The sequence below is a fragment of the Streptomyces erythrochromogenes genome (assembly GCF_036170895.1).
Lineage (GTDB): Bacteria > Actinomycetota > Actinomycetes > Streptomycetales > Streptomycetaceae > Streptomyces > Streptomyces erythrochromogenes.
Window position 1 is genome coordinate 4,076,285 of sequence record NZ_CP108036.1, and the last position, 26,494, is coordinate 4,102,778.

The 26,494-nt window shown below is 72.9% G+C and carries 24 protein-coding genes; 14 read left to right on the plus strand and 10 right to left on the minus strand.

Annotation, left to right across the window (positions count from 1 at the left end; translation table 11 throughout):
* Window positions 1–14 precede the first annotated feature (14 nt).
* The 6 genes from OHA91_RS18425 to OHA91_RS18450 form a co-directional block, all read right to left on the minus strand.
* Window positions 15–1,055 (minus strand): NADP-dependent oxidoreductase, encoded by a 1,041-nt coding sequence (locus tag OHA91_RS18425; protein ID WP_037633283.1) that lies wholly within the window; start codon window positions 1,053–1,055, stop codon window positions 15–17.
* Window positions 1,052–2,251 carry an ATP-grasp domain-containing protein gene (locus tag OHA91_RS18430; RefSeq protein ID WP_328739632.1) on the minus strand — a complete coding sequence of 400 codons (1,200 nt, stop codon included), beginning with the start codon at window positions 2,249–2,251 and terminating at the stop codon, window positions 1,052–1,054. Before OHA91_RS18430 ends, OHA91_RS18425 begins: the two co-directional genes overlap by 4 nt.
* Window positions 2,248–3,207 carry a 3-oxoacyl-ACP synthase III family protein gene (locus OHA91_RS18435; protein ID WP_031154783.1) on the minus strand — a complete coding sequence of 320 codons (960 nt, stop codon included), beginning with the start codon at window positions 3,205–3,207 and terminating at the stop codon, window positions 2,248–2,250. Before OHA91_RS18435 ends, OHA91_RS18430 begins: the two co-directional genes overlap by 4 nt.
* The gene (locus tag OHA91_RS18440; protein ID WP_031154781.1) at window positions 3,195–4,049 is read right to left on the minus strand and encodes a TauD/TfdA dioxygenase family protein; all 855 of its coding nucleotides are present in this window, start codon (window positions 4,047–4,049) and stop codon (window positions 3,195–3,197) included. The genes OHA91_RS18435 and OHA91_RS18440 overlap by 13 nt, the downstream gene beginning before the upstream one ends.
* Window positions 4,050–4,111: 62 nt before the next feature.
* The gene (gene hemA / locus OHA91_RS18445; RefSeq protein WP_031154779.1) at window positions 4,112–5,329 is read right to left on the minus strand and encodes a 5-aminolevulinate synthase; all 1,218 of its coding nucleotides are present in this window, start codon (window positions 5,327–5,329) and stop codon (window positions 4,112–4,114) included.
* Between the two features lie 60 nt (window positions 5,330–5,389).
* Entirely contained in the window at window positions 5,390–5,533 is a 144-nt protein-coding gene (locus OHA91_RS18450; RefSeq protein ID WP_158714849.1) for a hypothetical protein, read from the minus strand.
* A gap of 133 nt (window positions 5,534–5,666) precedes the next feature.
* Here OHA91_RS18450 and OHA91_RS18455 point away from each other — a divergent pair, with 133 nt between their 5' ends.
* The 7 genes from OHA91_RS18455 to OHA91_RS18485 all read left to right on the plus strand — a co-directional run bounded on the left by OHA91_RS18455 (window position 5,667) and on the right by OHA91_RS18485 (window position 15,341).
* A complete protein-coding gene (locus OHA91_RS18455) occupies window positions 5,667–6,674 on the plus strand; it encodes a LuxR C-terminal-related transcriptional regulator (protein WP_328739633.1) in 1,008 nt (335 codons plus the stop codon).
* Between the two features lie 183 nt (window positions 6,675–6,857).
* Complete coding sequence (locus OHA91_RS18460) at window positions 6,858–7,664, plus strand: VOC family protein (protein ID WP_328739634.1); 807 nt, start codon at window positions 6,858–6,860, stop codon at window positions 7,662–7,664.
* A gap of 388 nt (window positions 7,665–8,052) precedes the next feature.
* A complete protein-coding gene (locus OHA91_RS18465; protein WP_408059240.1) occupies window positions 8,053–9,462 on the plus strand; it encodes a sensor histidine kinase in 1,410 nt (469 codons plus the stop codon).
* 65 nt (window positions 9,463–9,527) lie between these two features.
* On the plus strand, window positions 9,528–10,154 hold the full coding sequence (locus OHA91_RS18470) for a response regulator (protein WP_408059241.1): 627 nt from the start codon (window positions 9,528–9,530) through the stop codon (window positions 10,152–10,154).
* A gap of 240 nt (window positions 10,155–10,394) precedes the next feature.
* A complete protein-coding gene (locus OHA91_RS18475; protein WP_328739636.1) occupies window positions 10,395–11,273 on the plus strand; it encodes an ABC transporter ATP-binding protein in 879 nt (292 codons plus the stop codon).
* Between the two features lie 56 nt (window positions 11,274–11,329).
* Entirely contained in the window at window positions 11,330–13,894 is a 2,565-nt protein-coding gene (locus OHA91_RS18480) for an ABC transporter permease (protein WP_328739637.1), read from the plus strand.
* A gap of 127 nt (window positions 13,895–14,021) precedes the next feature.
* Window positions 14,022–15,341 carry a hypothetical protein gene (locus tag OHA91_RS18485; RefSeq protein WP_245240237.1) on the plus strand — a complete coding sequence of 440 codons (1,320 nt, stop codon included), beginning with the start codon at window positions 14,022–14,024 and terminating at the stop codon, window positions 15,339–15,341.
* Between the two features lie 51 nt (window positions 15,342–15,392).
* On the opposite strand, the gene OHA91_RS18490 is transcribed toward OHA91_RS18485, so the two are convergent.
* Window positions 15,393–15,785 (minus strand): SHOCT domain-containing protein, encoded by a 393-nt coding sequence (locus OHA91_RS18490; RefSeq protein ID WP_328739638.1) that lies wholly within the window; start codon window positions 15,783–15,785, stop codon window positions 15,393–15,395.
* A gap of 175 nt (window positions 15,786–15,960) precedes the next feature.
* On the opposite strand from OHA91_RS18490, the gene OHA91_RS18495 reads away from it, so the two are divergent.
* Window positions 15,961–16,617 carry a GAP family protein gene (locus OHA91_RS18495; protein WP_031155741.1) on the plus strand — a complete coding sequence of 219 codons (657 nt, stop codon included), beginning with the start codon at window positions 15,961–15,963 and terminating at the stop codon, window positions 16,615–16,617.
* A 60-nt stretch (window positions 16,618–16,677) separates the two neighbouring features.
* Window positions 16,678–17,229, plus strand: a complete 552-nt coding sequence (locus tag OHA91_RS18500) for a potassium channel family protein (RefSeq protein ID WP_051893532.1) — start codon at window positions 16,678–16,680, stop codon at window positions 17,227–17,229.
* Window positions 17,230–17,307: 78 nt separating this feature from the next.
* Here the strand turns inward: OHA91_RS18500 and OHA91_RS18505 are convergent, their stop codons facing one another.
* The 3 genes from OHA91_RS18505 to OHA91_RS18515 form a co-directional block, all read right to left on the minus strand.
* Entirely contained in the window at window positions 17,308–17,733 is a 426-nt protein-coding gene (locus OHA91_RS18505; RefSeq protein WP_051893534.1) for a hypothetical protein, read from the minus strand.
* Window positions 17,734–17,830: 97 nt separating this feature from the next.
* The gene (locus OHA91_RS18510; protein WP_031155748.1) at window positions 17,831–19,207 is read right to left on the minus strand and encodes an FAD-binding oxidoreductase; all 1,377 of its coding nucleotides are present in this window, start codon (window positions 19,205–19,207) and stop codon (window positions 17,831–17,833) included.
* Between the two features lie 68 nt (window positions 19,208–19,275).
* Complete coding sequence (locus tag OHA91_RS18515) at window positions 19,276–19,575, minus strand: hypothetical protein (protein ID WP_031155750.1); 300 nt, start codon at window positions 19,573–19,575, stop codon at window positions 19,276–19,278.
* A 155-nt stretch (window positions 19,576–19,730) separates the two neighbouring features.
* Here OHA91_RS18515 and OHA91_RS18520 point away from each other — a divergent pair, with 155 nt between their 5' ends.
* The 5 genes from OHA91_RS18520 to OHA91_RS18540 all read left to right on the plus strand — a co-directional run bounded on the left by OHA91_RS18520 (window position 19,731) and on the right by OHA91_RS18540 (window position 26,260).
* Complete coding sequence (locus OHA91_RS18520; protein ID WP_031155752.1) at window positions 19,731–20,471, plus strand: PP2C family protein-serine/threonine phosphatase; 741 nt, start codon at window positions 19,731–19,733, stop codon at window positions 20,469–20,471.
* 291 nt (window positions 20,472–20,762) lie between these two features.
* A complete protein-coding gene (locus tag OHA91_RS18525; RefSeq protein WP_030030412.1) occupies window positions 20,763–20,966 on the plus strand; it encodes a cold-shock protein in 204 nt (67 codons plus the stop codon).
* Window positions 20,967–21,081: 115 nt separating this feature from the next.
* On the plus strand, window positions 21,082–21,453 hold the full coding sequence (locus OHA91_RS18530) for a hypothetical protein (protein ID WP_031155755.1): 372 nt from the start codon (window positions 21,082–21,084) through the stop codon (window positions 21,451–21,453).
* A 39-nt stretch (window positions 21,454–21,492) separates the two neighbouring features.
* Window positions 21,493–24,798: a BTAD domain-containing putative transcriptional regulator gene (locus OHA91_RS18535; RefSeq protein ID WP_328739639.1), complete on the plus strand. Its 3,306-nt coding sequence runs from the start codon at window positions 21,493–21,495 to the stop codon at window positions 24,796–24,798.
* Between the two features lie 112 nt (window positions 24,799–24,910).
* Entirely contained in the window at window positions 24,911–26,260 is a 1,350-nt protein-coding gene (locus OHA91_RS18540; protein WP_328739640.1) for an aspartate aminotransferase family protein, read from the plus strand.
* Window positions 26,261–26,494: the final 234 nt, after the last annotated feature.

Sequence of the window (26,494 nt, forward strand, 5' to 3'; positions counted from 1 at the left end):
GAACCCTCGCTCGCTCAGGGGGTGTGGTCGGGGGACGACTCCGGGTCGTCGTGGCCCAGCCGTACGACTGCCTTGCCGGTGTTCTCGCCGCGCAGCATCCCGAGGAAGGCCTCGACGGTCCGCTCGAAGCCCTCGGTGACATGGAGCCGGTCGGCGACGCGGCCGGAGCGCAGGTGCGGGACGAGGAACTCCTCCAGCTCCGCCTGTGCGTCGCGATGGCGGGAGACGAGGAAGCCCTCCAGCCGGATGCTCTTCTCCACGAGGTCGAAGAGGTTGCGGGGCGCCGCCGGGGCCGATCCCGCGTTGTACTGCGCGATGGCTCCGCACCAGGCGATCCGCCCGTCCTCGCGCATCGCCCCGATCGCCGCCTCCAGGTGCGCGCCGCCGACGTTGTCGACGTAGACGTCGATGCCGTCGGGGGCCACCCGGGCCAGCTGCTCGGGCAGCGGGGGGCCGGCACGGTGGTCGAAGGCCTCGTCGTAGCCGAGTTCCTCGGTGAGCAGCCGGACCTTGGCCGGGGATCCGGCGCTGCCGACGACCCGGTCGGCGCCCAGGAGCCGCGCCAGCCGGCCGGCGGCCGTGCCGACCCCGCCGGCGGCGGCGGAGACGTACACGGTCTCGCCGGCCCGCAGCCGGGCGATGCGGGTCAGGGCGACGTAGGCCGTCAGGCCGGTGCCGCCGAGCAGGCTGAGGAAGGACTGCGTGGCGACGCCCTCGTAGCGGGGCAGAACCCGCACCTCGGCCGCGGCCACGACGGCGTGGGTACGCCATCCCTCCCGGTGGAACACCAGGGCCCCGACGGGCAGTTCGGCGCTGCGCGACTCCACGACCCGGCCGATGGACCGGCCTTCCAGCGGGGCGCCGAGCTCCCACTCCGCGTCCATGCACTCGCGCATGTACGGGTCCACGGAGAGCCACAGGTTCTCCACCACGGCCTGTCCCGCGGCCGGTGCGGCCAGGGGCAGTTCGGCCTCGGCGAAGTCCTCGGGCACGGGCATGCCCCGAGGCCGGCGGCGCTGCGTGATCACCCGCGTGGTGCGGACGGGCGCGTTCATGCCGCCGCCCGAACGGCCGGGGCGGTGCGCACGGAGACCGCGCGGGCGCACTCCTGGAGGAAACGGCGCAGTTCGCCCGCGTCGGCGTGGGAGGCCTCGATGAACACCGGCACCTCCCACTCCTGGTAGGTGATGTGGCGCGGGGTCTCCTGCTCCGGCGCGAGGACGTGCAGTCCGTCCACGCACGGATGGGTCCTGATCCACTCGGGTACGTCGATCGTCCGTACGCCGTCGGCGGCCAGGTGGTGGCCGGGGAAGGCGATCCAGCCGTGGTGGCGGCCGCTGGGCGGGCCGGCCTCCGGCCGCTCCAGGCCGAGCCGGACGGCGATCTCGTGCGAGGGAAGGTGTACGCCGGTGTGCAGCTCGTGGGTGGACACCACTGCCGCGCCCCCGACCCGGTTGGCCACCTCCAGGAAGACCAGCTCGCCGCCGGGGGTTTCGAAGAACTCCAGGTGGACGCAGCCCTCCTCGATGCCGAGGACCGCCACGACCCGCTCGGCCAGTTCCCGCTGGGCGGGCGTGCACGGCTCCTGGTGCGAGCCGAGCGGTGACCCCTGCGCGTACTCGACGGGCTTGTTGACGTACCGGCTGACCGCCAGATCGACCAGGCGGCCGCCCTCCACCAGCCCGTCGGCGTGCAGGATGTCGCCGTCGATGTGCTCCTCCAGCTGGAACTCATCGGCGTGGGGGAGCTGTTCGTAGGCGTCGAGCGCCTCGCGGGCCGTCGCGTGGATCGTGACGTCCTCGCTGGAGGCGCCCTGGCGCGGCTTGAGGACCGTACGGCCGGTCCACGGCAGCGTGCCGTCCGGCGCGGGCCCGGCGGTGAAGCGGGGGTGGCGCAGGTCGGAGCCGGCCAGCGCCTCCTTCATCCGCACCTTGTCCCGGACCCGCTCGACGGCGGCGAGGTCCGGACCCGCGATGCCGAGGTACTCGCGTACGTGGCAGGCCTCGATGATGCCGAACTCGGAGAGCGCGAGCACCTTCTCGTAGCCGTCGGCGGGCGAGGTGCGGGCGCGGATGCCCGCGACCAGGTCCTCGTCGGCGTCGAGGACGATCCGCCGGGCCGGCAGGGCCTCGGGGAGGTCGGCCATCCGGTGCGGGTGGCCGATGTACGTCACCTGGTGGCGGTCGTGGTCGATGCCGCGCTCGTAGCCGATCTTCCGGTACGGCACCTGGTGAATGACGAGGATCTTCATCCGAGATACTCCAAGGTCGTGATGCCCCAGCTGAAGCCCATGGCGCTGGTGGCGAGCATGATCAGGTCGCCGTGGCGCAACCGGTCCCCGCGTTCGAGGTCCTTCAGGGCGATGAGGGTGTCCGCTCCGCCCATGTGGGCCAGCCGGTCGTAGTTGAAGACGCTGCGTGCGGCCGGGATGCCCAGGGTGGCCAGCAGCCGCTGGTGCATGTCCCGGTCGCCGTGGTTGACGAGGAAGTGGGAGACGTCGTCCAGCGTGATGCCGAGCGCGGTCAGCGTTTCGTCCACCAGGGCGGTGAAGTGCCGTACGTAGGCGTCCGCGAGGCCCTTGCGGTGCTCGCCGCGCCGGATCAGAACGCGGCCTTCGGCAAGCTCGCCCGCGTAGTAGTCGGACCAGCCGCCGTCGGTGCGCATGGCGGAGTGCACGACACGGAAACGACTCGGACCGCCGCCCAGCAGCACCGCCGCAGCCGCATCACCGAAGTTGAACAGAGCCTTGGAATCCGGGTCACGGTAGTCAACCATCCGGCTCAGCCGGTCCCCGACGAGGACCAGCGCGTACGTGTTCTCCTCCAGGACCCCCGTGGTGGACAGGAGCCGGATGGCGGTCATTCCCGCGTTGCAGAAGTTCGCCACTTCGAAGCAGTGGGCGCCTTCGATGCCGAGGGCGTGGGCCACCTTCGCCGCGGGCGACCAGAAGGGGCGGTCCCACGCACCGGACCCGGCGTAGACGACCTGCCGGATCCGCTCCGGTGGCACGCCCGTCCGGTCCAGGACCTTCCGGGCGGCGGCCAGGGCGAGTTCCCAGGCCTGCTCCCCGTCCGCGAGCACCGGGAAGGTCTCGCAGTGCGTGATCCGGGCCAGGTCCGCGGCGGGGACGCCGGAGGAGGCGGACATGACGCGGACATCGGCCCTCGCGGACGGGAAGGACACGTCGAAGTCGGCTATGCCGCCCACTTCTCGCCCTCTTCGATGCTCACGCGGTGCACGGTCCGCGTGGCACCGGGCTCGACGGTGGTGGCCGCGTGGTAGGTCGTCGCCGTCTTCCACACCACCAGGTCGTTGGTCGTCCAGCGGTGGGTGTAGACGTGCTCGGGGTCCTGGATGAGCCGGTCGATGAGGGCGAAGAACTCGGCGTTCTCGTTGGCGTCGAAGCCGACGACGGAGTCCATGTACTCGGGGGCGCCGTAGAGGTAGGAGCGGCCGGTGACCGGGTCCTGCTTGACCAGCGGGTGCTCGGTCGGCGGGTACTCCGCCTCGACCAGCGCCTTGAGCTCGGCGATGGAGAGGCCGACGTGCTCCGGCGAGATCCGCTGCCGCTTGCTCACGGTGTGCAGGGCGGTGCGGCCGGCGATCTTCTCCTTCCACTCCTGGGGAAGGCGGTCGTAGACGTCGAGGGCGCTGGCGTACAGGGTGTGGCCGCTGGTGCCGGGCACGTCGACGCCGTGCAGCATCGTGTAGGGCGCCGGGTCCTTCATGTACGAGGAGTCCTGGTGCCAGAAGTTGCCGACGCGGGCGACGCCGACCGGGCGGTTCGCCTTCATGGCGTTGGAGGAGATCATGATCTCCGGGTGGTCGGGGTGGCGGTACTTCGCCATGAGGAACGGCACGGGCCGGCCGATCCGGGAGGCCAGCTCGATCTGCTGCTCCGGGGTGATGTCGAGACCACGGACGACCACCAGTTCGCGCCGGTGCACGATGTCGACGAGCCGGGCGAAGAGTTCGGGGTCCTGGAGGTCCTCGTAGCCGACGCCGGTCAGCTCCGAGCCGATGAACGGGGTGATTTCCTTGATCTGCATGAGCGGATCTCCTTGATGCGCTGAAGTGCGATGAAAAGGGGATGGCGGAGTTGTCGACTGCGCTATCGAAGGTCGTCGAGGCAGGCGCGCAGGGCGCGGACGAATCCCTCGATGTCCGCGCGGGTACGGAACGGCGCGACCGTGACCCGGAAGCGCTCGCCCCCCTTCGCCACGGACGGGAAGTTGATGGGCTGGACGTAGATGCCGTACTCGTCCAGGAGGCGGCGCGAGATCCTCTTGACCCGCTCACCGCCCGGGACCAGCACCGGGACCAGGTGGGTGGGGGCGTCGATGAAGTCGATGCGGGCCTCGCGCAGGAGGCTGCGCATCAGCGCCGCGTTCTCCCGCAGTTTCAGGCGGAGTTCGGCTCCCGCCGGGCCCTGGATGACGTCGAGGCTCCGCTGGGTGGCGTCCAGGCTCGAACGGGGAATCGTGGTCGTGAAGATGAAACCGGGCGCGTGTGATCGGACGTAGTCGAGGGCGGTGTCGGGGCCGGCGACGTAGCCGCCCGTCGTACCGATGGCTTTTCCGAAGACACCTTGGACGAATGTCGGTCGGTGTTCTCCGATCTCCTCACAGATCCCGGCCCCGGAAGGGCCGTTCACACCGATCGCGTGCGTTTCGTCGAGATAGGTCATGGCGTGGTGGCGCTCGGCCAGGTCGCAGATCTCGGCGATCGGCGCGATGTCGCCGTCCATCGAGTAGACGGATTCAAAGACGATCAACTTCGGCTGTTCCGCCGGGTACTGGCCCAGCATTTCGTCCAGCGCGTCGATATCGTTGTGCGGGAATATGTGCCTCCGGTTCTTGGAGGCGCGGATTCCCTCGATCAACGACCGGTGGTTGAGAGAGTCCGAGAAGACCACCATGTCCGGTACGGCCGCGAGCAGCGTGGTCAGGGTTTCGAAGTTGGCCACGTATCCGCTGGTGAATATCAGGGCGCGCGACTTTCCGTGCCAGGCCGCCAGTCGGGTCTCCAGCGCGACGTGCGCCTCGCTGGTGCCCGCGATGTTGCGGGAGCCGCCGTTGCCGGTGCCGTGCCGCAGGGTCGAGGCGACCTGAGCGTCCATGACCTGCGTGTTCTGACTCATACCCAGGTAGTCGTTGGTGCACCAGACCTGGACGCGCGCTCCCCGGTGCATCGCGTGACCGGGCTGCTCGGCCAGGTACGAGCAGGGGGTGAATTCTCGGTACAGACCCGAGCTCCTCAGGTCTTCCAAGCGCTCCTCCAGCCCGTCGAAGACGGACAGGGGCCGTGCGGATACGGGAAGGGCGGACATGTCTCTCCTGTAACTAGAAATTAATGATCCAGGGACGGGGCAGGGTGCAGGCCCGCCCGGTCAGCCCCACTGCGAGTCGCTCTTCAGGGCGACGGTGACGACGTCTTCCTGCGGTGCGGATTCGCCGCTCGCGACCACGCCGAGAGTCGCGAGAACCGTCACGGCGAGTGCACCGAAGAGCTGCTGGAAAGTCGTCTTGAACATTGGTTCCCCCTGATGAGTGCTGCACGGCCGGGTTTCTCCGGCCCGTGACAGGAATCATGTGCTGGCCTTCTCGCCGAAAACAGGGATATCCGGGAGCATGATCACGCAATGCAGAGACTTGAAGGATGGGCAAATGTGCGTGAAACCGGACAGAGGGGTACGTGTTCCATCTGTCGAGCTCTGTACTGAGGGGCTGGCCTCCTACGAGGCCGCCGTCCGCGGCGACCTCCCGGAGCAGGAGTGCCCGCAGTGCCTGCTCGACCTGGGCCTCCTGCAGGAACTGCCCGACGGCCGGCTGATGGCCCTGCCACCGGGCCTCGCGGCCAACGCCGTCATGCGCCCGCTGGAGACGGACATCGAGGAGAAGCAGCGCGCCCTGGCGGCGGCCCGGGTCGCCATGCACCAGGCGGAGGAGATCTACCGCGCACACACCGGCACCGGGACCGGCACCGGCATCCGTGCGATCAGCGGCGCGGACGCCATCAGCGCCACGCTGTCCTCCGTCGTGCAGTCCTGCAAGGAGGAACTGCTGACCGCCCAGCCCGGCGGCGGCCGACCGGCGGAGCTCCTGGAGAAGGCCCTCGCCAGCGACGTGGCGGCCCTGGAGCGCGGCATCCGCCAGCGCACCATCTACCAGCACACCGTCCGCTCCCACGGGCCGACGCTCGCCTACGTCGAGCAGATCTCGGTCGCGGGCGCCGAAGTCCGCACCCTGGACGAGGTGTTCGACCGGCTGATCGTGTGCGACCGGAAGATCGCCTTCGTCCCCGACCCGGGCGAGGAACGCCAGCAGCTCGCCCTGGTCATCGAGCACCCCGGGATGATCCGCTACCTCGTCGGCATCTTCGACAAGTCATGGGAACGTGCCGCCCCGCTGCGGCACACCCCGACGGAACACCGCCCGCCCCTGCTCACCGACGAGACCCGCCGGGCGGTCCTGCACCTGATGGTGAACGGCTACACCGACGAGACCATCGCCGGCCGCCTCGGCATGAGCGCCCGCACCGTGGCCACCCACGTCCGCAAGGCCTCCGAACAACTGGGCAGCCGCAGCCGCGCCCAGCTCGCGTACCTCATCGCGAGGAGCGGCATCCTGGACGAGGACCTGTACACCTCCGCCCCCGAGGCCCGCAGGGCCTGACCTGTCCGGCCGCGGCCGCCGGGGGCGGCGGGGCGGGGCGGGATGTGTTCCGCCGGGTGGGGTGCCGGTCGCCGTGTCGGCGCGGGGGCGGGCGGTGACGCCAGGAGGATGTTGGCCGACGTTTCCCGGGAGCTCCCGCGAGTACCGTGGGAGGGGCATCCGGGGCCGCACCGGCGGATGGGGATGACAGGCGTGTCGACATCGAGTCACGAAACCTTCGGCGCACCCTGCTGGGTCAGCCTCATGGCGCGCGATGTCGGCGCCGCACAGGCCTTCTACAGTGCGGTCCTCGGCTGGCGGTTCGGCAACGACCGGCTCGGGGAGGGCTTCGCCGTCGGCTTCAGCGACGGGATCCCCGTGGCCGGCCTCGGTTCCATGCCCGCCGGTGTCACGGTCCCGGTCGCCTGGACCCCGTACTTCGCCGTCGACGACGCCGACGTCACCGCGTCGCGCATCCTCGAACGCAGCGGGACCGTCGCCGTCGGCCCCCTCGCCTTCGGTACCGGGCGGGCGGCGCTCGCCTCCGACCTCGACGGCGCGGTCTTCGGGATCTGGCAGGGCGACGCCATCCCCGACTGGGGTATGGGCGGCGAGGCCGCGCCGGCCTGGCTCGAACTGCGCACCAGGAACGCCTTCGACGCCGCCATCTTCTACGGCGAGGTCCTGGAATGGGCCTGTGCCCACACCGGGTGCTGCGAGGTCGCCTACATGGAGGAGGACAACCGCATCCTGCTCCGCCACGCGGGCCGTACGGTGGCCCGCCTGCACGGCGGCACGCTCGCGCAGGCACCCGACCCGCACCTGCGGCCGCGCTGGCAGGTCCACTTCCGGGTTCCCGACCTGGAGACCGCGGTGAAGGCCGCGACCTCTCTGGGCGGCAGCACCGTCTCCGTGGCGGACTCCGGGCCCGGCTCCCACGAGGTCACCCTGCGGGACCCCGAGGGCGCGCTGTTCGGGATCGTGGGGCCGGACGACTCCGTCCCCTTCTGATCCCCGCTGCCGATCCCCGCTCCTGTCCCCCTCTGTCTTTCGGCAGAGGCACGGATCGGCCGCAAGGTCCATGCCGACGCGGATCCCGGCATCGATACTGGTCAGCGTGGTCCCCCTCAACCTTTCGCCCCGCGCCGCCCGCGTCCGCCCGGTCGCGGAGACGGCCGGCGCCGGCCTCGCCGGCCTGGGCGTGTACGGGGTCGTCGGCCACCTCGGGTTCCTGCCGTACCCGGCCCTCCAGCTCGCCGCCCTCGCCGCGGGTACGGGGATCTTCGCGCTGCGCCGCCGCCTGCCCGGGGCGGCGCTCCTGGTGCTCGCCGCGCTGACCGGCCTCGTACCGGCCGTCGGGCCCGTCACGGCGGCGGCCGCCTACTCCGTGGCCCGCCGGATGGCCCGACCGCGTCTGCGGGCCCGGCTGCTGGCCTGCGCCGGGCTCCTCCTCGTCGTCTGCGCGACCGCGGCCGGGCCGTGGCTCGGGCCCGGGTCGGCGGCGTACGGGCTGGCCCTCGGCCTGGCCCTCGCGCCGACCGCCGTGATCGTCCCCGGCCTGATCGGCACGGCGCAGGGGCAGCAGGGCCGCCTGCTGCGGGCGCTGCGCGAGCGCGGTGACGCTGCGGAGCGGGCCCGCCGGCTGGCCGACAGCGAGGCCCGGATCCACGAGCGGTCCCGCATCGCCGCCGAGATGCACGATCTGGTGGGCCACCGGCTCAGCCTGGTGTCGCTGCACGCCGGAGGCCTGGAGCTGGCCCTGGAGCGGGCCGCGCCGGAACTGCGCGAGGAGGCCGTCCTGGTCCGGCGCACCACCCGCGACGCCATGCGCGAGCTGCGCCAGGCCCTCGGCGTACTCGGGCCGCTCGGCCGCGACACCGGGCCCGACGCGCTCACCGACGCGACCGGCACGCGCGCCGACATCGAGGCGCTGGTCGCGCAGTCGCGCGACGGCGGGATCGCGGTGCGGCTCGACTGGACGGGACCGGACCTCGACGCCCGCCCCGCCCCGGTCCGCCGGGCGGTGCACCGCGTCGTACGGGAGGCGCTGACCAACGTGCACCGGTACGCGCCGGACGCGCACGTCGGCGTGACGGTCGTGCACGACGACGCGCGGGTACGGGTCACCGTGCGCAACGGGACGCGGCCCGGGCCGCCGGCCCCCGCGGACGAACCGGGCACCGGGCGCGGCCTGACCGGACTGCGCGAGCGGGTGGAACTGCTCGGCGGCACGTTCGAGGCGGCCGCGCTGCCGTCCGGCGGGTTCCGGGTGGACGCGGCCGTGCCGGCCCAGCCCGACGGCGACCCCGCCACCGGACGCACCCCCGCCGGGCCGGACACCCATCGGCCACCGTCCGGCGCAGACCCGTCCGGCACGCAGCCGTCCGGCACCTACCCGGCCGCGGCCGCGGGGCCCGACGGGCGCCGGACCGCCGAGGCCCTGACGCTCGGCTTCGGGCTGGCGGCGCTGTCCGCGCTCATGGTCGTCGGGATCGCCTTCGTGTACGCCGCCCAGCCGTCCGGCCGCTCGGGACCGGCCCCGCTGCCGCGCGTCGGCATGACGTACGGGGAAGTGGCGGCCCTAGGCGTACAGGACAACGGCGCGGTGCGGGCCGCCGCCACCGGCCACGAACCGCCGCGCCCGGCCGGTACGGCCGGCTGCGTCTACCCCTTCAACGGCGCCACCGAGCGGCGCCCCGGCGGCCTGCTCATCGCCCGCTACTGCTTCGACGCCGCCCAGCGGCTGATCGCCATCGACCGGTTCGACGTACCGTCGGTCCGGGACGCCACGCCCTGGGAGATCCCGTGACCGAGCCCTTCCTGCCCACTCCGCCCGCCCGGCCCATCCGTGTCCTGCTCGCCGACGACGAGACGATGATCCGGCACGGCGTCCGCCTGATCCTGCGTCACGCGGGCGACATCGACGTCGTCGCCGAGGCCGCCGACGGACGCCAGGCCGTCGAGCTGGCGGCCGCCCACCGGCCCGACGTGGCGCTGGTGGACATCCGGATGCCGGTGTGCGACGGCCTGGCCGCGATCGCACCGCTGCTCGCCCTCGATCCGGCGCCGCGCGTGGTGATGCTGACGACCTTCGGCGACGAGGACAACGTCCTGCGGGCCCTGCGCGAGGGCGCCGCGGGCTTCCTCCTGAAGGACGAGGGCCCGCAGGAGCTCATCGCCGCGGTGCGGGCGGCGGCCGCCGGCGACTCCGTGCTCTCCCCGGGCGTGACCGGGTCGGTGATCGCCCGGATGCTGCACGGCGGCGACCGGGACGGCTGCGACCCCGCGCTCACGGACGAGCGGATCGCGCGGCTCACCGTACGGGAGCGGGAGGTCCTCTCGATGCTGGGCGAGGGGTTGTCGAACCAGGACATCGCCGGGCGGCTCGGGATCGGGGTCGGCACGGTGAAGACGCACGTCGGCGCGATCCTGGAGAAGACCGGCTCGGCGAGCCGGGTACAGGCGGCCCTCCTCGCCCACCGGACGGGCCTGTCCTCCTGACACCGCGCCTCCCGGCGCCCCGCGCCCGCCCGGCTCTGCCCGAAGGCGGAGGCGGCGCCGCCGCGACTGTGTCCGAAGACAGAGGGGAAGGGCCCGCAACCCTCCCTCGGACAGAGCTCGACTCCAGCCTCCAGCAGGATGTTTGCGCAGGTCAGGGCGGTGAGCATGGATGCGTCCCCCGGTCCGCCCACCCCGTCGGGTGCGGACCGTCGCTCCTCGCACCCGAGGCGGAGTCCCCACATGTCGCAGTTCTCTCCTTCCCCCGAACCCGCCGCCCGCGCCACCGGTCTGACCAAGGTGTACGGGAAGGGGGACACCCGGGTGACCGCCCTGGACGCGGTGACGGTCGACTTCGCCCGTGGCCGGTTCACCGCCGTCATGGGCCCCTCCGGCTCCGGCAAGTCCACGCTGATGCACTGCCTGGCCGGGCTGGACACGGTGACCTCCGGTTCGGCGCGCATCGGCGGCACCGAGCTGTCCTCGCTGAGCGAGAAGCAGCTGACCACCCTGCGGCGGGACAAGGTGGGTTTCGTGTTCCAGGGCTTCAACCTGATGCCCACCCTGACCGCGCTGGAGAACATCACACTGCCGCTGCGGCTCGCCGGACGCCGGCCGGACGCCGCCTGGCTGGAGGCCGTCGTCGCCACCGTCGGGCTGGCGGGCCGCCTGGGCCACCGCCCGGCCGAGCTCTCCGGCGGGCAGCAGCAGCGGGTCGCGGTGGCGCGGGCGCTGATCTCCCGGCCCGAGATCGTCTTCGCCGACGAGCCGACCGGGAACCTCGACTCGCGCTCCGGCGCCGAGATCCTCGGCTTCCTGCGGGACTGCGTACGGGAGTTGGGACAGACGGTGGTGATGGTCACCCATGACCCGGCGGCCGCGTCGTACGCGGACCGGGTCCTGTTCCTCGCCGACGGCCACGTCGTCGACGAGCTGCACGAGCCGACCTCCGCGGCCGTACTCGACCGGATGCTCGGGTTCGAGAGCGGGGGCGGGGCCAAGGGCGGGGGCGGGGGCGGGGGCGGGGCCGGGGGCGGGGCCGGGGGCGGGGCCGGGGGCGAGGGTCACCGAGAAGGCGCGGCCCCCGGTGCGGGCCCAGGTGCCGGACGCCCCACCCGCTGACGCCTCCCTACCGCCCCCCGCCTCCCCGCACCCGCACCCGCACCCGAAAGCTCCCCATGCTGCGAACAGCCCTGCGCAACGTCCTCGCGCACAAGGCCCGTCTGGCCATGACCGTCCTGGCGGTCTGCCTCGGTGTCGCCTTCGTCTCCGGCACCCTCGTCTTCGCCGACTCCTCCGCGGCCGCCTACCGTGCCGCCGCCTCGAAGAACTTCGCCGGCATCGCGGTCACCGTGACCCCGAAGGACTCCCCGGACGCGCCCCCCGGAGAAGACCGCACGAGCGTCCTGGACGACGCGCTCGTACGGAAGCTGGCCGGCGTGCCCGGTGTCGCCGCCGTACGGCCCACCGCCGACGGCTCGGCCACCCTGTCCGCCGCGGACGGCACCCCGCTCCGGGCCGGCAAGGCCTGGGCGAACCTCGGCGCGGCCCACGTACCCGGCGCGAACGGCGAGGACGGGCGGTATCCGCTGGTCGAGGGCCGTGCCCCGCGCAGCGGCGAGGAGATCGCCGTGGACGGCGGCACCGCCGCCGCCGGCCGGTTCCGCCTCGGCGACACGATCACGCTGGCGACCGACGGCCCGGTCATGGCCAAGCGGCTCGTGGGCATCGTCGCCACGAAGGACACCCGGGTGACCGCGGGCGGCACCCTCGCCCTGTTCGACAGGACCACCGCCCAGCAGTTGTTCGCCTCCCCCGGCCGGTACACCGGGATCGACCTGACCGCCACGCCCGGCACCGGCCAGGCCGAACTCTCCCGCCGGGTCGCCCCCGTGCTCCCGGCCGGCCGGGCCGAGGCCACCACCGGAGCCGCCCAGGCGGCGCAACAGGCCGCCCACGTCGACACCCTGACCCGGGGTCACGCCAAGCTGCCGCTGGTCTTCGCCGGGGTCTCGCTGTTCATCGGCTCCTTCCTCATCGTCAACACCTTCACGATGCTGGTGACGCGGCGCACCCGCGAGATCGCACTGCTCCGGGCCATCGGCGCCTCGCGCCGCCAGGTGGCCGGCTCCGTGCTCGCCGAGGCCGCCCTCCTCGGGCTCGTCTCCTCCGCCGCCGGCTTCCTCCTCGGGATCGGGGTCGCCGCCGTACTGCCCGGCCTGCTCGGCACCGGGCAGGACACCCTGCCCGACGGGCCGCTGGTGATCGGCCCGCGGCCGGTCGTGGCCGCGCTCGGCGTCGGCGTGGGGGTCACGGTGCTCGCCGCGTGGCTGCCGTCCCGCAGGGCGGCGAGGGTCGCACCCGTCGAGGCGATGCGCTCGGCGCAGCAGCCTCCCTCCGCCACGCGTACGCGGATCCGCGCCGCCGGGGGGCTGGTCCTGCTCGTCCTCGGCGCGGGGCTGCTGGTGTCGCTGAGCGGGGTGAAGGACGCCTCGGTGCAGAACCTCCAGGACGCGATGCTCGCCTGCGGTGTCCTCGTCGTCGCCCTGATCGTGCTCGCGCCGCTGCTCGCCGCACCGGTGATCCGGCTGGCGGGGCGGCTGACCGGCCGGTTCGGCGCCGTCGGCCACCTCGCCCGGGAGAACGCGCTGCGCGACCCGCGGCGCACCGCGGCCACCGCGTCCACCCTGATGATCAGCACGGCGCTGGTGGCCGGGCTCGCCGTCGTCGGGCACTCCACCGCGCAGGCGTTGGACCGGCAGGCCGCGGCGGGACTCGGCGCCGACTACGTGATCGGCACCCGCACCCCCACCCAGGGCATCGACCCGGCCGCCGTCCAGCGGGTGGCCGCCGCCGCCGGGGTGCGGACCGCGGCCGCCGTCGCGGACGTGTCGCTGTTCGTCGGCGGCGGGGTCCGGCAGATCGCCGGCGTGGAGCCGGCCGCCGTGGACGCGGTCATGCGGCTGGACTTCGTCGACGGCTCCGCCAAGGAGCTCGGGCCGGGCCGGATCGCCGTCTCCGCCACCCTCGCCCGCGAGCAGGGGCTCGCCGTCGGCGACCGGCTCGACGCGGGCATCGGGCGCGGCCGGGACCTGAGCCCGTACACGGTCGTCGGCGTCTACCGGGACAACCCCGTGGCCGGCGACGCGCTCGGCGACCTCGGCGAGGTGCGCAGCAGCGGCTTCCTGCCCGGCTCCGTCCAGCGGATCCTCGTCACCACGGACGACGGCGCCGCCTCCGGCGCCGTCGGGAAGCGGCTGCGCACCGCGGTGGGCGACAACCCGCTGCTGAAGGTCCAGGACCGGGCGGCCCTCGTCCACGAGGCCGCGGGCAGTGTCGGCGATCTGCTGACCCTGATGTACGGGCTGCTCGCCATCGGCGTCGTGATCAGCGCGCTCGGGATCGTGAACACCCTGGCCATGTCGGTATCGGAGCGGACCCGGGAGATCGGCGTGCTGCGCGCCATCGGCATGGACCGGGCCGGCGTCCGGAGGATGGTTCGGCTGGAGGCCGTGATCGTCGCCGCGTTCGGCACGCTGCTGGGGCTGGCCGGCGGCGTGTTCAGCGCCTGGGCGGTCGGCTCGCTGGCGAACGGCGCGGTGGCCCAGTACGCGTTCGTGCTCCCGTGGGGGACCCTGCTGCTGGTGTGCCTGCTGTCCCTGGCCGTCGGGGCGGCCGCGGCGGTCGTCCCCGCCCGCCGGGCAGCGGCACTGAGCCCGCTGCGCGCGGTCGCCGAGGGCTAGGCCGGGTTCCGGGCGGTGTCACCTGGAGGGCCCAGCTGAACAGGCGGGTCCCGTGACCGTCTGGGTCCAATGGCAGGGCGCGGCCTCCGCCGCGCCCCGCCGTTGCCCAGTCGTCCCCGGGAGTGCCATGAGTGAGCCGTCCCCGTCACCCGGCGACCCGCCCGGCGCGGCGCCGCCCTCCCGACCGACCGCCGCCGCGGGCGGCGGATCCCGTGGGGGGCGGATCGCGAAGAGCACCCTCTCGGCGGTACTGATCACGCTGACGTGCATCTTCGTACCGGTCTCCCTGCTCACGGTGTGGGTGCACGACATCGTGCTGGACACCGACCGGTACGTCTCCACGGTCAAGCCGCTCGCCTCGAACCCGGCGATCGAGCAGGCGGCCGTCCACCGCATCACGGCGGCGGCCGACGTCAAGGTGGACGGCTCCCAGGTCACGGCCGACCTGGCGAAGTGGCTGGAGTCCCAGGGACTGCCGCCGCGCGTGGGCGCGGCGGTCAAGGCGCTGGGCCCGCAGCTGGACTCGGCCGCCGACCAGGTCGTCTCCAAGGTGGCGACCCGGTTCGTGGAGAGCGACCGGTTCGAGAACGTGTGGACCGTCGCCAACCGCGCCGCCCACAACGCCGTGGTGCACGCGCTCACCGGCAAGGGCCGCGGTGCGGTCGGCGTCGACGGCGGCACCGTCACCCTCGACGTCGGCGAGGCCGTCGACAAGGTCAAGGAAGAGCTCGTGGCCGCCGGGGTCTCCCCGGCGGAGAAGATCCCCGAGGTCAACAAGCAGATGGTGCTCTTCCACAACGACAAGCTGGGGCAGATCAGGGGCGCGGTGCACCTGCTCGACGTCCTCGGCAACTGGCTGCCCGTCATCACGGTCCTCCTCGGCGCGGCCGGCGTGCTGCTCGCCCGGCGCCGGCGCCGGGCCCTGGTGACCACCGCGCTGTGCGCCGCGTTCGCCTGCCTGCTGGTCGCCATCGCCCTGGTGGTGGGCCGCCGTTACTACCTCGACAACCTTCCCGAGGAGGTCCAGTCCCCGGAGGCGGCGGCGGCCGTCTTCGACACGCTGGTGCGCTTCCTGCGGGTCAGTCTGCGGACCGCGATCGTCCTCGGGATCGTCGTGGCGCTCGGCGCCTACCTGTCCGGCGCCGGCCGTCTGGCGCGCGGCGTGCGCGGCAGGGCCGACCGTACGGCCGACTCCGCGGCGCTCTGGGGCGCCGGACACGGGGTGCACACCGGCGGCGCCGGCCGATGGGTGGAGGCCCACCGCCACGCGCTCACCGTCGGCGCGCTCCTCGTCATCGCGCTCGTGTTCGCGCTGTGGAACCACCCGACCGTGCTGACGGTGCTGTTGCTGGTGCTGATCCTGCTCGTGGTGCTCGCCGTACTGGCCCTGCTTGCGGCCGGCGGCCGCGTCGCCGACGGAGCGGGCGACCGGCCGGAGCGCGAATGAGCCCGGCGGGCCCCGCCCCAGGCGGGGGCGGGGCCGCCGGACCGGTGCCGCTCAGGCCAGGATCCTGGCCTTGGCCCGCTCGAACTCCTCCTGGCTGATGTCGCCCTTGTCCTTGAGCGCGGAGAGTTTGCCCAGCTCGTCCGCGCTGCCGCCGCCACCGCTGCCGGCCGTCTGCTGGACGTACGAGCGGAACGCCGCCTCGTTCTCCCTGATCTGCTTCGCATCGCGCTCGTGCATGCTGCGGCCGCGCGCGATGACGTAGATGAACACTCCGATGAAGGGGATCAGCAGCACGAGAATGAGCCATCCCGCCTTGCCCCAGCCGTGCAGGCTGTGGTCACGGAAGATGTCCGTGATGACTTTGAAGAGCAGGAAGAACCACATCATCCAGAGGAAGAACCACAGCATCGTCCAGAAGAGGTTGAGAAGTGGATAGTCGTCCATGCCCGACTCCGATCATGCACGTGGTACTTCATTGATACAGGCGGGTCCGTTACTCCGCATGCCGAGCGAATGGGGGATCTTTTGCACCTGTCCGCGGCACGGCGCGACCATGGACGCATGAGCATTCCCTTCCCGGTTCCCGAGGAAGGGTCGATCCACCGACGGGAAAAAGCCGATGGTGCTTGACCTGCTCGTCATCGGGCTGATCATCACGCTCTATCCGCTGCCCGTCATGGCGTTCGTGCTGGTGGTGTCCGCGCCCCGCGGCCTGTGGAAGGGACTGGCCTTCATCCTGGCCTGGTTCGGCTGCCTCGTCGCCGTGATCGCCATCGTGATGTTCCTGACCGGTGGGGAGCCCCCGCCGCCCCGCTCTCCCCCGGCCACCGCCGGGCTGGTGATCCGTCTGGCCCTGGGCATCGGGCTGGTCGCCTACGCCGAGTACCGGCGCCGGCGGGCTCCCGGGACGGCCGCTCCCTCGGGGGACTCGCACGCCCTCACGTCCCGCATGGACCAGGCATCCGCATGGTCGGCGGCCGGACTCGCGGTGCTCCTGCAGCCGTGGGGCATGGTCGGCGCGGCCGCCGCCACCGTCGTGGAGGCGGACCTCTCCCAGAGCAGCACGTTCCTGGCCCTGTTCGGCTTCTGCCTGCTCGCCTCCTCCACCCTGCTGGCGATGGAGCTGTACATGGTGTTCGCACCCGAGCGGGCCGCGCTCGTACTGACGGGCCTGCGGTCCTGGCTGTCGGACCACAAGGACCCGGCCATCGTCTTCGCCTGCCTCACCCTCGGCCTGTGGCTGGTCGGCAGGAGCCTCTACGACCTCACGAGCTGAGCCCCCGCGGCCACCGGGGCTCCGGTCGCCGGATGGGTTCCGGGGCGTTCTCCTGAAGGCATGGAACGCAACGCAGCCCGCCGCCGCCGAAGCGCCGTCCTGGGCTCCGCCCTGCGCTCGACGGCCTCGGTGGTCCTGCTGACGGCGCTGTACTACGCGGCGCCCCTGGACGGCGGGTTCGGTGTCCGGACCGTCGTGACGCTCGCGCTCGGGCTCGTCGCCTTCGGCCTGCTGACGGCCTGGCAGACCGCCGCCATCACCCATGCGGAGTATCCGCGGCTGCGCGCCCTCGAAGCCCTGGCCACCGCCGTGCCGTTGTTCCTGGTGATCTTCTCGGCCACGTACTTCCTGCTCGCCGAAAGCGTGCCGGCGTCCTTCTCGGAGCCGCTGAACCGCACGGACGCCATGTACTTCACCGTCACGGTGTTCGCGACCGTGGGCTTCGGCGACATCACCCCCACCACCGGGACCGGGCGCGTGCTGACCACCGTGCAGATGATCGCCGACCTGATCGTGGTCGGCGTGATGGCCAAGGCCCTCTTCGGCGCGGTCAGGGTCGGGATGCGCAGGCGGGAACATCCGCCGCTGTTCCCGGGCGACGACGAGACCTGAACCGGCAGGCAGACGAAGACCCCGCCCGGGAGCCGGACGGGGTCTTCTGCGCGGAGGGAGGGGGCGGTCACCCGGTCGTCAGCACTTGAGACCGGAGGCGGCGGCCGTCGTCGCCTGGTCCAGCGACTGGATCTGGGGCTGCAGCTGGGTAAGTGCGTCCTTGCCGGTCGTGTCGCCCGGCAGGTCCTCGTAGCCCTTCTTCAGGTTCTCGGCGGCGGACTGGACCGCCTCGCGCTCCGCGTCCTTGAGCTTGCTCGCGTTCTCCTTCACGTCCTCCCAGTCATCCTGGACGGCGTCGACGGCGTCCTTGATCTGGTCCTTGGTCGCGACGGCGGGGTTCAGTGCCTTCAGCTTGGCGTTGTCGGCCTTGAGGGCGTTCAGGTCGGTGCACAGGTCGGCCGCGGCCTCGGTGGCCTCCTCGGCGGGGGAACTGTCGTCGGAACACGCGCTGAGGCCGAACACCGCGCTCAGGCAGAGCACACCGACCACCGGGAAACGCTTCATGGGGGGCCTTCCTCGATCAGGGCAAACCTGGCGTACGGGACCTTCCGGTACTACGACCAACTATGCACAACCGGTCACGGTCCGCATCCGCACCGTCTCAGGCGGCGGGCTGGATGTTCTGGTTCAGGTGGAAGAGGTTCCCCGGGTCGTACGTCCGCTTCACCTCGGCCAGACGGTCGTAGTTCCCCTTGTAGTTGGCCCTGATCCGGCTCTGGTCGTCCTCGGCCATGAAGTTGATGTAGCCGCCCTCCTCCGAGTGCGGGGCGGTGGCCTCGTAGTAGTCGCGGACCCAGGCGATGTTCGCGTCGTTGTCCGCGGGGTCCGGCCACATCCCGGCGATGACGGTGGCGAAGTTGGCATCGCGGTAGGCGAATGCCGTCTCCTGCGCTCCGACGCGATGGCAGGCGCCGTTGACCGGATAGATGTGGACCGTCGAGTTCACGGCCGGCAGCTTCGGGCCGTGCACCAGGTGCGCCTCGATCGCGGCGTCGGTCAGCTCGGTCACGAAGTTGGCCTTCCAGTAGTGCTGCAGGCCGGGCGGCACGAGCGCGTCGAAGGCGCTGTTGAGCGCCGGGTACGGCATGGGGCCGACGTGCTCCGCCACCACCGGGGCGAAGTCGTGGAAGGCCCGGAGGGCCCGCTCCCCCTCGTCGAGCGGCCCCGCCCAGCACGCCACGATCAGGGCGAAGGGATCGCCGTGCCGGTCCGCCGGGATGAACGGCAGCGGCGGGGCGAGCTGGAAGGCCGGGAAGCCGCCGAGCTGCTCCGGGGCGTCGGCGATGTACTCGGCGAAGGACCGCAGCACGGTCGCGGCGTCGTCCAGCTCGAAGAGCATCGGTCCGCCGTAGATGTCCTTGACCGGGCTGAGCCGGTACTCGAACGAGGTCACCGCGCCGAAGTTCCCGCTGCCGCCGCGCAGCGCCCAGAAGAGGTCGGGATTCTCCTCCTCGCTCGCCACGACGATCCGGCCGTCCGCCGTCACCACATCGGCCGAGATCAGGTTGTCGCAGCTCAGACCCAGGCCGCGGCACAGGTAGCCGATGCCGCCGCCGAGGGTGAGCCCGCCGATGCCGGTGGTGGAGATGATCCCGCCGGTGGTGGCCAGCCCGTAGGCGTAGGTCGCCGCGTTGAAGTCGCCCCAGGTCGCGCCGCCCTCCGCGCGCGCCGTGCGGCGCGCGGCGTCGACGCGGACCCCGCGCATCCCGGACAGGTCTGCGACCACGCCGTCGTCGCAGGTGCCGAAGCCGGGCACGCTGTGGCCGCCGCCGCGGACGGCGAGGTCCAGCCCGTTCTCCCGCGCGAAGTCGACCGCCGCCATGACGTCGCCGGCGTTGGCACACCGCACGACGGCGGCCGGCCTCCGGTCGATCATGGCGTTGTTGACCGCGCGCGCCTCCTCGTAGGCGTCGTCGTCGGGGGTGACGACCGCCCCGCGTACGCGTTCTCGCAGCTGGTCGATCGAGAGCTTGCCCATGACCATCGCTCCTCGTCCTCGTACCTCGCTCTCACGCCGCGCCGAGACGCGTGCGCAGGGTGCTGCCGCTACGGCTCCAGATGGCTGAAGCCCACCTCGAAGTGCTGGACCCCGACCACCTCCTGGCCCTCCCGCCGGGCGGTCTCCTCGCGGATCCGGTTGGCGAGTTCCTCGCTGTCCCGCATGCTCCGCTCGTCCTCCCACAGGGTCAGCGACTTGGCCTCCCCGGTGGCCCGGTCGACCAGGTAGTAGACGCCCCGGAAGCCGGGTGCGTCCTGCACCTGCCGGACGATCTCCTCCGAATGCGCCACCAGGTCCCCCTCCGCGGGGACGGGTGATCCCTGGTAGGTGCTGAGCCTCGCGAACATCTGCGGCAGTCCTTCCTGGCCCGGCCGCCGTCGGGGGGACAGGCAGCTCCACGACCAGCGTGCTCCGGCAGACCGCGCCCCGCATGCCGGAGCGGCGCGACAATGGTGGCGAGGACGCGTCTGCCGGTGGCCTTGCGGAGAGGCGGGACGACGAGGTGACGTACATAGCTGTGACCGCCCTGAGCCATGTCGGGCTGGTCCGCGAGCACAACGAGGACAGCCTCGTCATCGGGCCGTGGACCCTGTGCGGGACCGTGACCCAGAACCCCCAGACACTGGTGTTCCCCTTCGGCAGACCGCTCGTCGTCGCGGTCGCCGACGGGCTCGGCGGGCAGCCGGCCGGGGAGGTGGCCAGCGAGCTCGTGGTACGCCAGCTCTCCTCGCTCGGCCCCTCCCTGGACTGCACGGAAGCCGTCGGCGACGCGCTGCAGCTCTGCAACGACGCGGTGTACTCGGCCGCCGACGGCAGGCCGGACCTGACCGCCATGGGGACCACGGTCGCCGGCGCCCTCGTACTGGCCGAGTCGCTGCTGGCCTTCAACGTCGGCGACAGCAAGGTGTTCCACGCGGCGCGCGACGGCCTGCACCAGGTGAGCGTGGACGACAGCCCGCCCCCGGTGCCCGGGCACCGCACCACGTCCGCCGTCACGCAGGTGCTCGGCGGCAGCCGCGCCCACAGTGCGATCACCCCGCACATCGAGACCTTCCCCCTGGCGGAGGGCGACCGCTACCTGGTGTGCAGCGACGGGCTGACCGACCCGGTGCCGGACGACACGATCGAGGAACTGCTGCGGGTGCACGACGACGGCAGGGCGGCCTTCGAGCTGTGGAAGGCCGCGATCGACGCGGGAGGACCCGACAACATCACCCTCGCCCTGCTACGCATCGGCGCCTGACCATATGACCGCATGACCGTACTACCGTTCATGGGATTTCAGGACCGGATATCGGATGACACGACGCCGGAATTTTATCGGGCCGGAAAGGCCTTCCCGGTTCGCCGGTTATCACTGTGCTACGGTGACGCCAGTTGCGGTTGTGGTCCCCAAAAAGCTTACAAGTGCTCTCACCCGATTTTCCGGTGGGCGCACTTTTCATTTCCGGTTCGATTTCCGGTCGGGGCAAACATCTCGGCGACGCCGGGTCCGCACAGTGCGGCCCGGGCACTGCCCCAAAGGAGAACGCGCATGGCATCCGGCACCGTGAAGTGGTTCAACGCGGAAAAGGGTTTCGGTTTCATCGAGCAGGAGGGTGGCGGCGCGGACGTCTTCGCCCACTACTCGAACATCGCCACTTCCGGCTTCCGTGAGCTCCAGGAAGGCCAGAAGGTCACCTTCGACGTCACGCAGGGCCAGAAGGGCCCGCAGGCCGAGAACATCGTTCCCGCCTGAGACTGACGTCGGCGCCGGCCTCTACGCCGGCGCCCGCGTCGACGCGAAAGCGAACGGGCCCGCGGCCCGCACCTCTGCGTGCGGGCCGCGGGCCCGCTTGCTAGAGTCCCTGCCCATGTCGATCCCTGACGACCTGCTCCGTGACATCGCCGCCATGGTCGAGTCGGAGCAGACCAATCAGATGTCCCTGACGGTCGTCGTGAACGGCGCCGTCATCACCGGCCGCCTCGCCCCCGAACGCGTCTGGCGCCAGCGGGTGGCGGAGGTCCTGCGGGACTCCGACCAGCTGGGCCCGTTCGCCGAGGTGTTCAGCTCCGCCGGAACCACCGCCGGACATCCCGCCGACCCGCCCTCGCACCTGCACTTCCACGTGGCGCGCATCCTCCAGGGTCCGGTGGGCATCCCCGAGACCGGCGGGATGTACCGGATCGCCCTGGGCGACGTCAGCGCCTGGACCGTCGGGGACTTCAGCTACTCCGACAAATAGCCGCCGCCCCGTCCACCGCCCGCATCGCACAATGTCCGCATGCGGATCTCGATGCTGGGGGCCCTGGACGTACGGGGCGAGGACGGAAGCGGCGTCGGAGTCGGGGGAACACGACTGCGGGCACTGCTGATTCTGCTGGCGCTCGAACCGGGGCGCGTGGTCGCCTCCGATCTGCTGGTCGACGGGATCTGGGCGGAGGAACCGCCGGCGGGCGCCGCGAACGCCCTGCAGGCGCTGGTGTCCCGGCTGCGCCGGGCCCTGCCCGGTGCCGTCGTCGAGTCCCATCCGGCCGGGTACCGCCTCGCCGTCGAGCCCGACGCGGTGGACGTCGTCCGCTTCGAGCGGCTCGCCTCCGAGGGCCGCGCGGCGCTGGCCCGGGACCCGGAGGCCGCCGCCCGGGTGCTGCGCGAGGCCCTGGAGCTGTGGCGCGGCCCCGCCCTGCTCGACGTCGCGGGCTCCGACTTCTTCCGGGCGCCGGTGGCCCGGCTGTCGGAACTGCGGGCGGCGGTCCTGGAGGACCGCATCGAGGCGGACCTGCGCGTGGGGCGCGGCCGGGAGCTGACCGCCGAGCTGACCGCCCTCGTCGCCGAACACCCCTTGCGCGAACGGCTCGTCGGCGCCCTGATGCGGGCGCTCGTCGCGGCCGGGCGGCCCGCCGAGGCGCTCACCGCGTACGCGGCCGCACGCGAGGCCCTCGCCGAGGAGCTCGGCGCCGATCCCTCGCCGGAGCTGTCCGCCCTGCACACGGCCGTCCTGCGCGGAGAGGTCCCCGCGGACGCCGCACCGGCGCCGGCAGCCGCAGCCGAATCCCCTTCGCCGGCGGTGCAGTCGGCGCAGGCGGCACCGGTCCCCCTCACCAATCTGCGCTCCGGACTGGCCAGTTTCGTCGGCCGCGACGACGACCTCGCCCACGTCGCTTCCCTCATAGGCGCGTTCCGGCTCACGACGCTCACCGGCCCGGGCGGCGCCGGCAAGACCCGGCTGGCCGTGCAGAGCGCCCGCCCGCTCCTGGACCGGTTTCCCGACGGCGTCTGGCTGGTCGAGCTCGCGCCGCTGGGCGCGGAGGCCGACGTGGCGCCGGCCGTCCTGAACGCGCTCGCCCTGCGCGAGCACGGGGCGGCGGCGGGCGACCCGCTGGACCGGCTCGCCGCCGCGCTGCGCACCCGTACGGCCCTGCTCGTGCTGGACAACTGCGAGCACCTGATCGAGGCCGCCGCGTCCCTGGCCGACCGGCTGCTCGGCGAGTGCCCCGGACTGCGGATCCTCGCCACCAGCCGGGAGCCGCTCGGCCTGACCGGCGAGGCGCTGTGGCCGGTCCACCCGCTCGCCCTGCCGCCCCGCGACGCCGACGCGGCGCAGGCCATGTCCTACGCCGCGGTCCGGCTGCTGAACGACCGAGCGGCCGCGGCGCGTTCTGGCTTCGCCGTCACCGAGGAGACGGCCGCGGCGGTCACCCGGATCTGCCGGGCCCTGGACGGGATGCCGCTGGCCATCGAGCTGGCCGCGGCCCGGCTGCGCACGATGAGCGCCGAGCAGCTCGCGGCCCGGCTCGACGACCGGTTCCGGCTGCTGACGAGCGGCGCCCGGTCGGCTCCGCGCCAGCACCGCACGCTGCGGGCGGTGGTCGACTGGAGCTGGGAGCTGCTGACCGGGCCGGAGCGGGCGCTGCTGCGGCGGCTCGCCGCCTTCCCCGGCGGCGCCACCGTGGAGGCGGCCGAGGGGGTGTGCGCGGGCGGCCCCGTCGAGGCGTACGACGTGCTCGACCTCGTCACGTCGCTGGCCGACAAGTCCCTGCTGGTGACCGACGGCGACGGGCGCTACCGGATGCTGGAGACGATCCGGGCGTACGGCCTGGACAAGCTCGCGGAGGCCGGCGAGGAAGAGGTCGTCCGCCGCGCGCACGCCGCGTACTTCACCGAACTGGCCCTGGCCGCGGACCCGTACCTGCGCCGGTCCGAGCAGCTGCAATGGCTCGCGCGGCTCACCGCGGAGCACGACAACCTGTCCGCGGCGCTGCGCGGCGCCATCGCGGCGGGCGAGGCGCGGGCCGCCGTACGGCTGGTGGCGGCGGCCGGGTGGTACTGGTGGCTGAGCGGGCACAAGGCGGACGGCGCCCAGCTGGCGGCGCAGGCGCTGGCACTGCCGGACCGGACGGGGGACGGCCCCGACCCCGCGGACCCCGGCCGCGTCGGCTCCGACACTGCCGACCCCGAGGGCGCGGAGGGCCGGTACGAGGAGTCCCGCGCCGTCGCGTGCGCGCTGGCCGTGCTCTTCGCGACGGCCGGACTGGGCGACGACCGGCAGACCGCCGAGCTGCTGCGCGAGGGGGTGCTGCTCGCCGGGCGGACGGGGAGCCGGCATCCGCTGGTCCGCTTCCTGGACCCGCTGGACCGGATCCTGCGCAGTGCCGCCGCGGGCGAGGCCCCGCCGGCGGACGCGTGGGAGGGCGCCCAGGCCGACGAGGACCCCTGGGTACGGGCACAGGGCCTGCTGGAGGGGGCCAAGACCCTGCTCGGGACCGGCGGCCGCCCCGAGCGGGCGGAAGCCGCGATCGCGGCCGCCCTGGCGGGCTTCCGCGGGCTCGGGGAACGCTGGGGGACCTCCTTCGCGCTGACACTGCTGGCCGACCTGGTGGCCCGGCGCGGCGACCACGCCGCGGCGATCGGCCACTACGAGGAGGCCGTCGCGGTCCTCGGCGAGCTCGGGGTCGTCGAGGACCGGCTGTACGCCTGGGTGCGGCAGGCCCAGCTGCGCCTGCTGGCCGGGGACCCGGCGGGCGGCGCCGCGACGATGGCGCGGGCGCAGCGGGCCGCGGCGGCGGCCGGCTGGCCGGAGGCGCTGGCCATGGTGGCGCACGGCAGGGCCGACCTGGCGCGCTGGAACGGCGAGCCGGACCTGGCCCGGGCGGAACTGGCACGGGCCCGGGAGGCGATCCGCGAGGTCGCCGTGCACCCGGTCTTCCGGGCGGTGGTCCTCGACTCGCTCGGGTACCTGGACGCGGCAGAGGGCGGGCCGGCGGCCGCGCGTGCACACCGGGCCGAGGCGCTCGACCTGGCGCTGGCCGCCGGGCACGCGCCCACCCTCGCCCAGGTGCTGGTCGGCGTCGCGGACCAGGCGCTGCGGCTGGACCGGCCCCGGAAGGCGGCGCGGCTGCTGGCGGCGGCCCTGGCCGTGCGGGGCGGCCCCGACCACTCCCGGGCGGACGCCGCCCGGGTGGAGGGCGCGGCGCGCGCCGCCCTCGGCGACGCATACGCGGAGCACGAGGAGCACCCGGGGCACGGGGACCCCTCCGGGTCAGCCCCGGAGGCCGTCCGGGAGCTCGCGCGAGGCGTCCTGGTCGCCTGATCCCCCGGCCGCGGGCTCCGGTTCCGGCACATGGGCGCGGGGCCCGAGCCTGCCGCGGGAGGCGCGGGGCGGCCCACACCGTGTCCACATCCTGGACGACTACTCTCGTTTCATGAACGCAGAAGCCGACGCCCTCACGACCGTGAAAGACGCTGACCGGAAGCACGTCTTCCACTCCTGGTCGGCGCAGGAGCTCATCGACCCGCTCGCCGTCGCCGGCGCCGAGGGGTCGTACTTCTGGGACTACCAGGGCAACCGCTACCTCGACTTCTCGAGCGCCCTGGTCTACACGAACATCGGCTACCAGCACCCCAAGGTCACCGCGGCCGTCCAGGAGCAGGCGGCCAAGCTCTGCACCGTCGCGCCCGGCTTCGCCGTCGACGTGCGCTCCGAGGCGGCCCGGCTGATCGCCGAGCGCACCCCGGGCGACCTAGACAAGATCTTCTTCACCAACGCCGGGGCCGAGGCCGTGGAGAACGCCGTCCGCATGGCCCGGCTGCACACCGGGCGGCCGAAGGTGCTGTCCGCGTACCGCTCGTACCACGGCGCCACCTCCACCGCGATCAACCTGACCGGTGACGCCCGCCGCTTCGGCAACGACTCCGCGACCGCCGGCGTCGTGCACTTCTGGGGGCCCTTCGCCTACCGCTCGCCCTTCTACTCGACGACGGAGGCCGAGGAGTGCGAGCGGGCCCTGCGCCACCTGGAGGACACCATCGTCTTCGAGGGCCCGCAGTCCATCGCCGCGATCATCCTGGAGACCGTCGGCGGCGCCCCCGGCGTGCTCGTGCACCCCGACGGCTACCTGCCCGGGGTGCGGGCGCTCTGCGACCGCTACGGCATCGTCTTCATCCTCGACGAGATCATGGTCGGCTTCGGGCGCACCGGCAGGTGGTTCGCCTCCGAGCACTGGGACGTCACCCCCGACCTGATCTGCTTCGCCAAGGGCGTGACCAGCGGCTACGTACCGCTGGGCGGGGTAGCCATCTCGGCGGCCATCGCCGAGACCTTCGCCCGTCGGCCCTACCCGGGCGGGCTGACGTACTCCGGGCACGTGCTCGCCTGCGCGGCCGCCGTCGCCACGATCGGGGTGATGGAGGAGGAGGGCGTCGTCGAGCAGTCCGCGCGCACCGGCTCCGAACTCCTCGGCCCCGGCCTGCGCGCGCTCGCCGAGCGCCACCCCTCGGTCGGCGAGGTACGCGGCCTCGGCACGTTCTGGGCCCTCGAACTCGTCCGCAGCAAGGAGACGCGCGAGCCGCTGGTCCCGTACAACGCGGCCGGGGCGGACAACGCGCCGATGGCGGAGTTCGGGGCGGCGTGCAAGAAGGGCGGGCTCTGGCCGCTGATCGCGGGCAACCGGATCCACGTCGCGCCGGCCTGCAACATCTCGCCGCAGGATGTGGCGAAGGGGCTGCAGATCCTGGACGAGGCCCTGACGGTGGCCGACGCGCACACTGTCTGACCTGCGAATCTGTGGGGTCGCCCAATCCGCTGGTGCCGGTGTTCGGAGGATCCGTGCGGTGGTTAAGCCGCCGTACACATGCTGCAATCCGTGCAGGCCACCTACGTCGAATCAGGCCAAGCACCTACGGACCGGGATGCACGTCAGTCCCGGGGCGGCCCCCTCGGGGCCGAACGGCGGGGAGCGGGATGACCGCTGGACGCCGGGCGTACGGGATCCAGAAGTACGGACTCC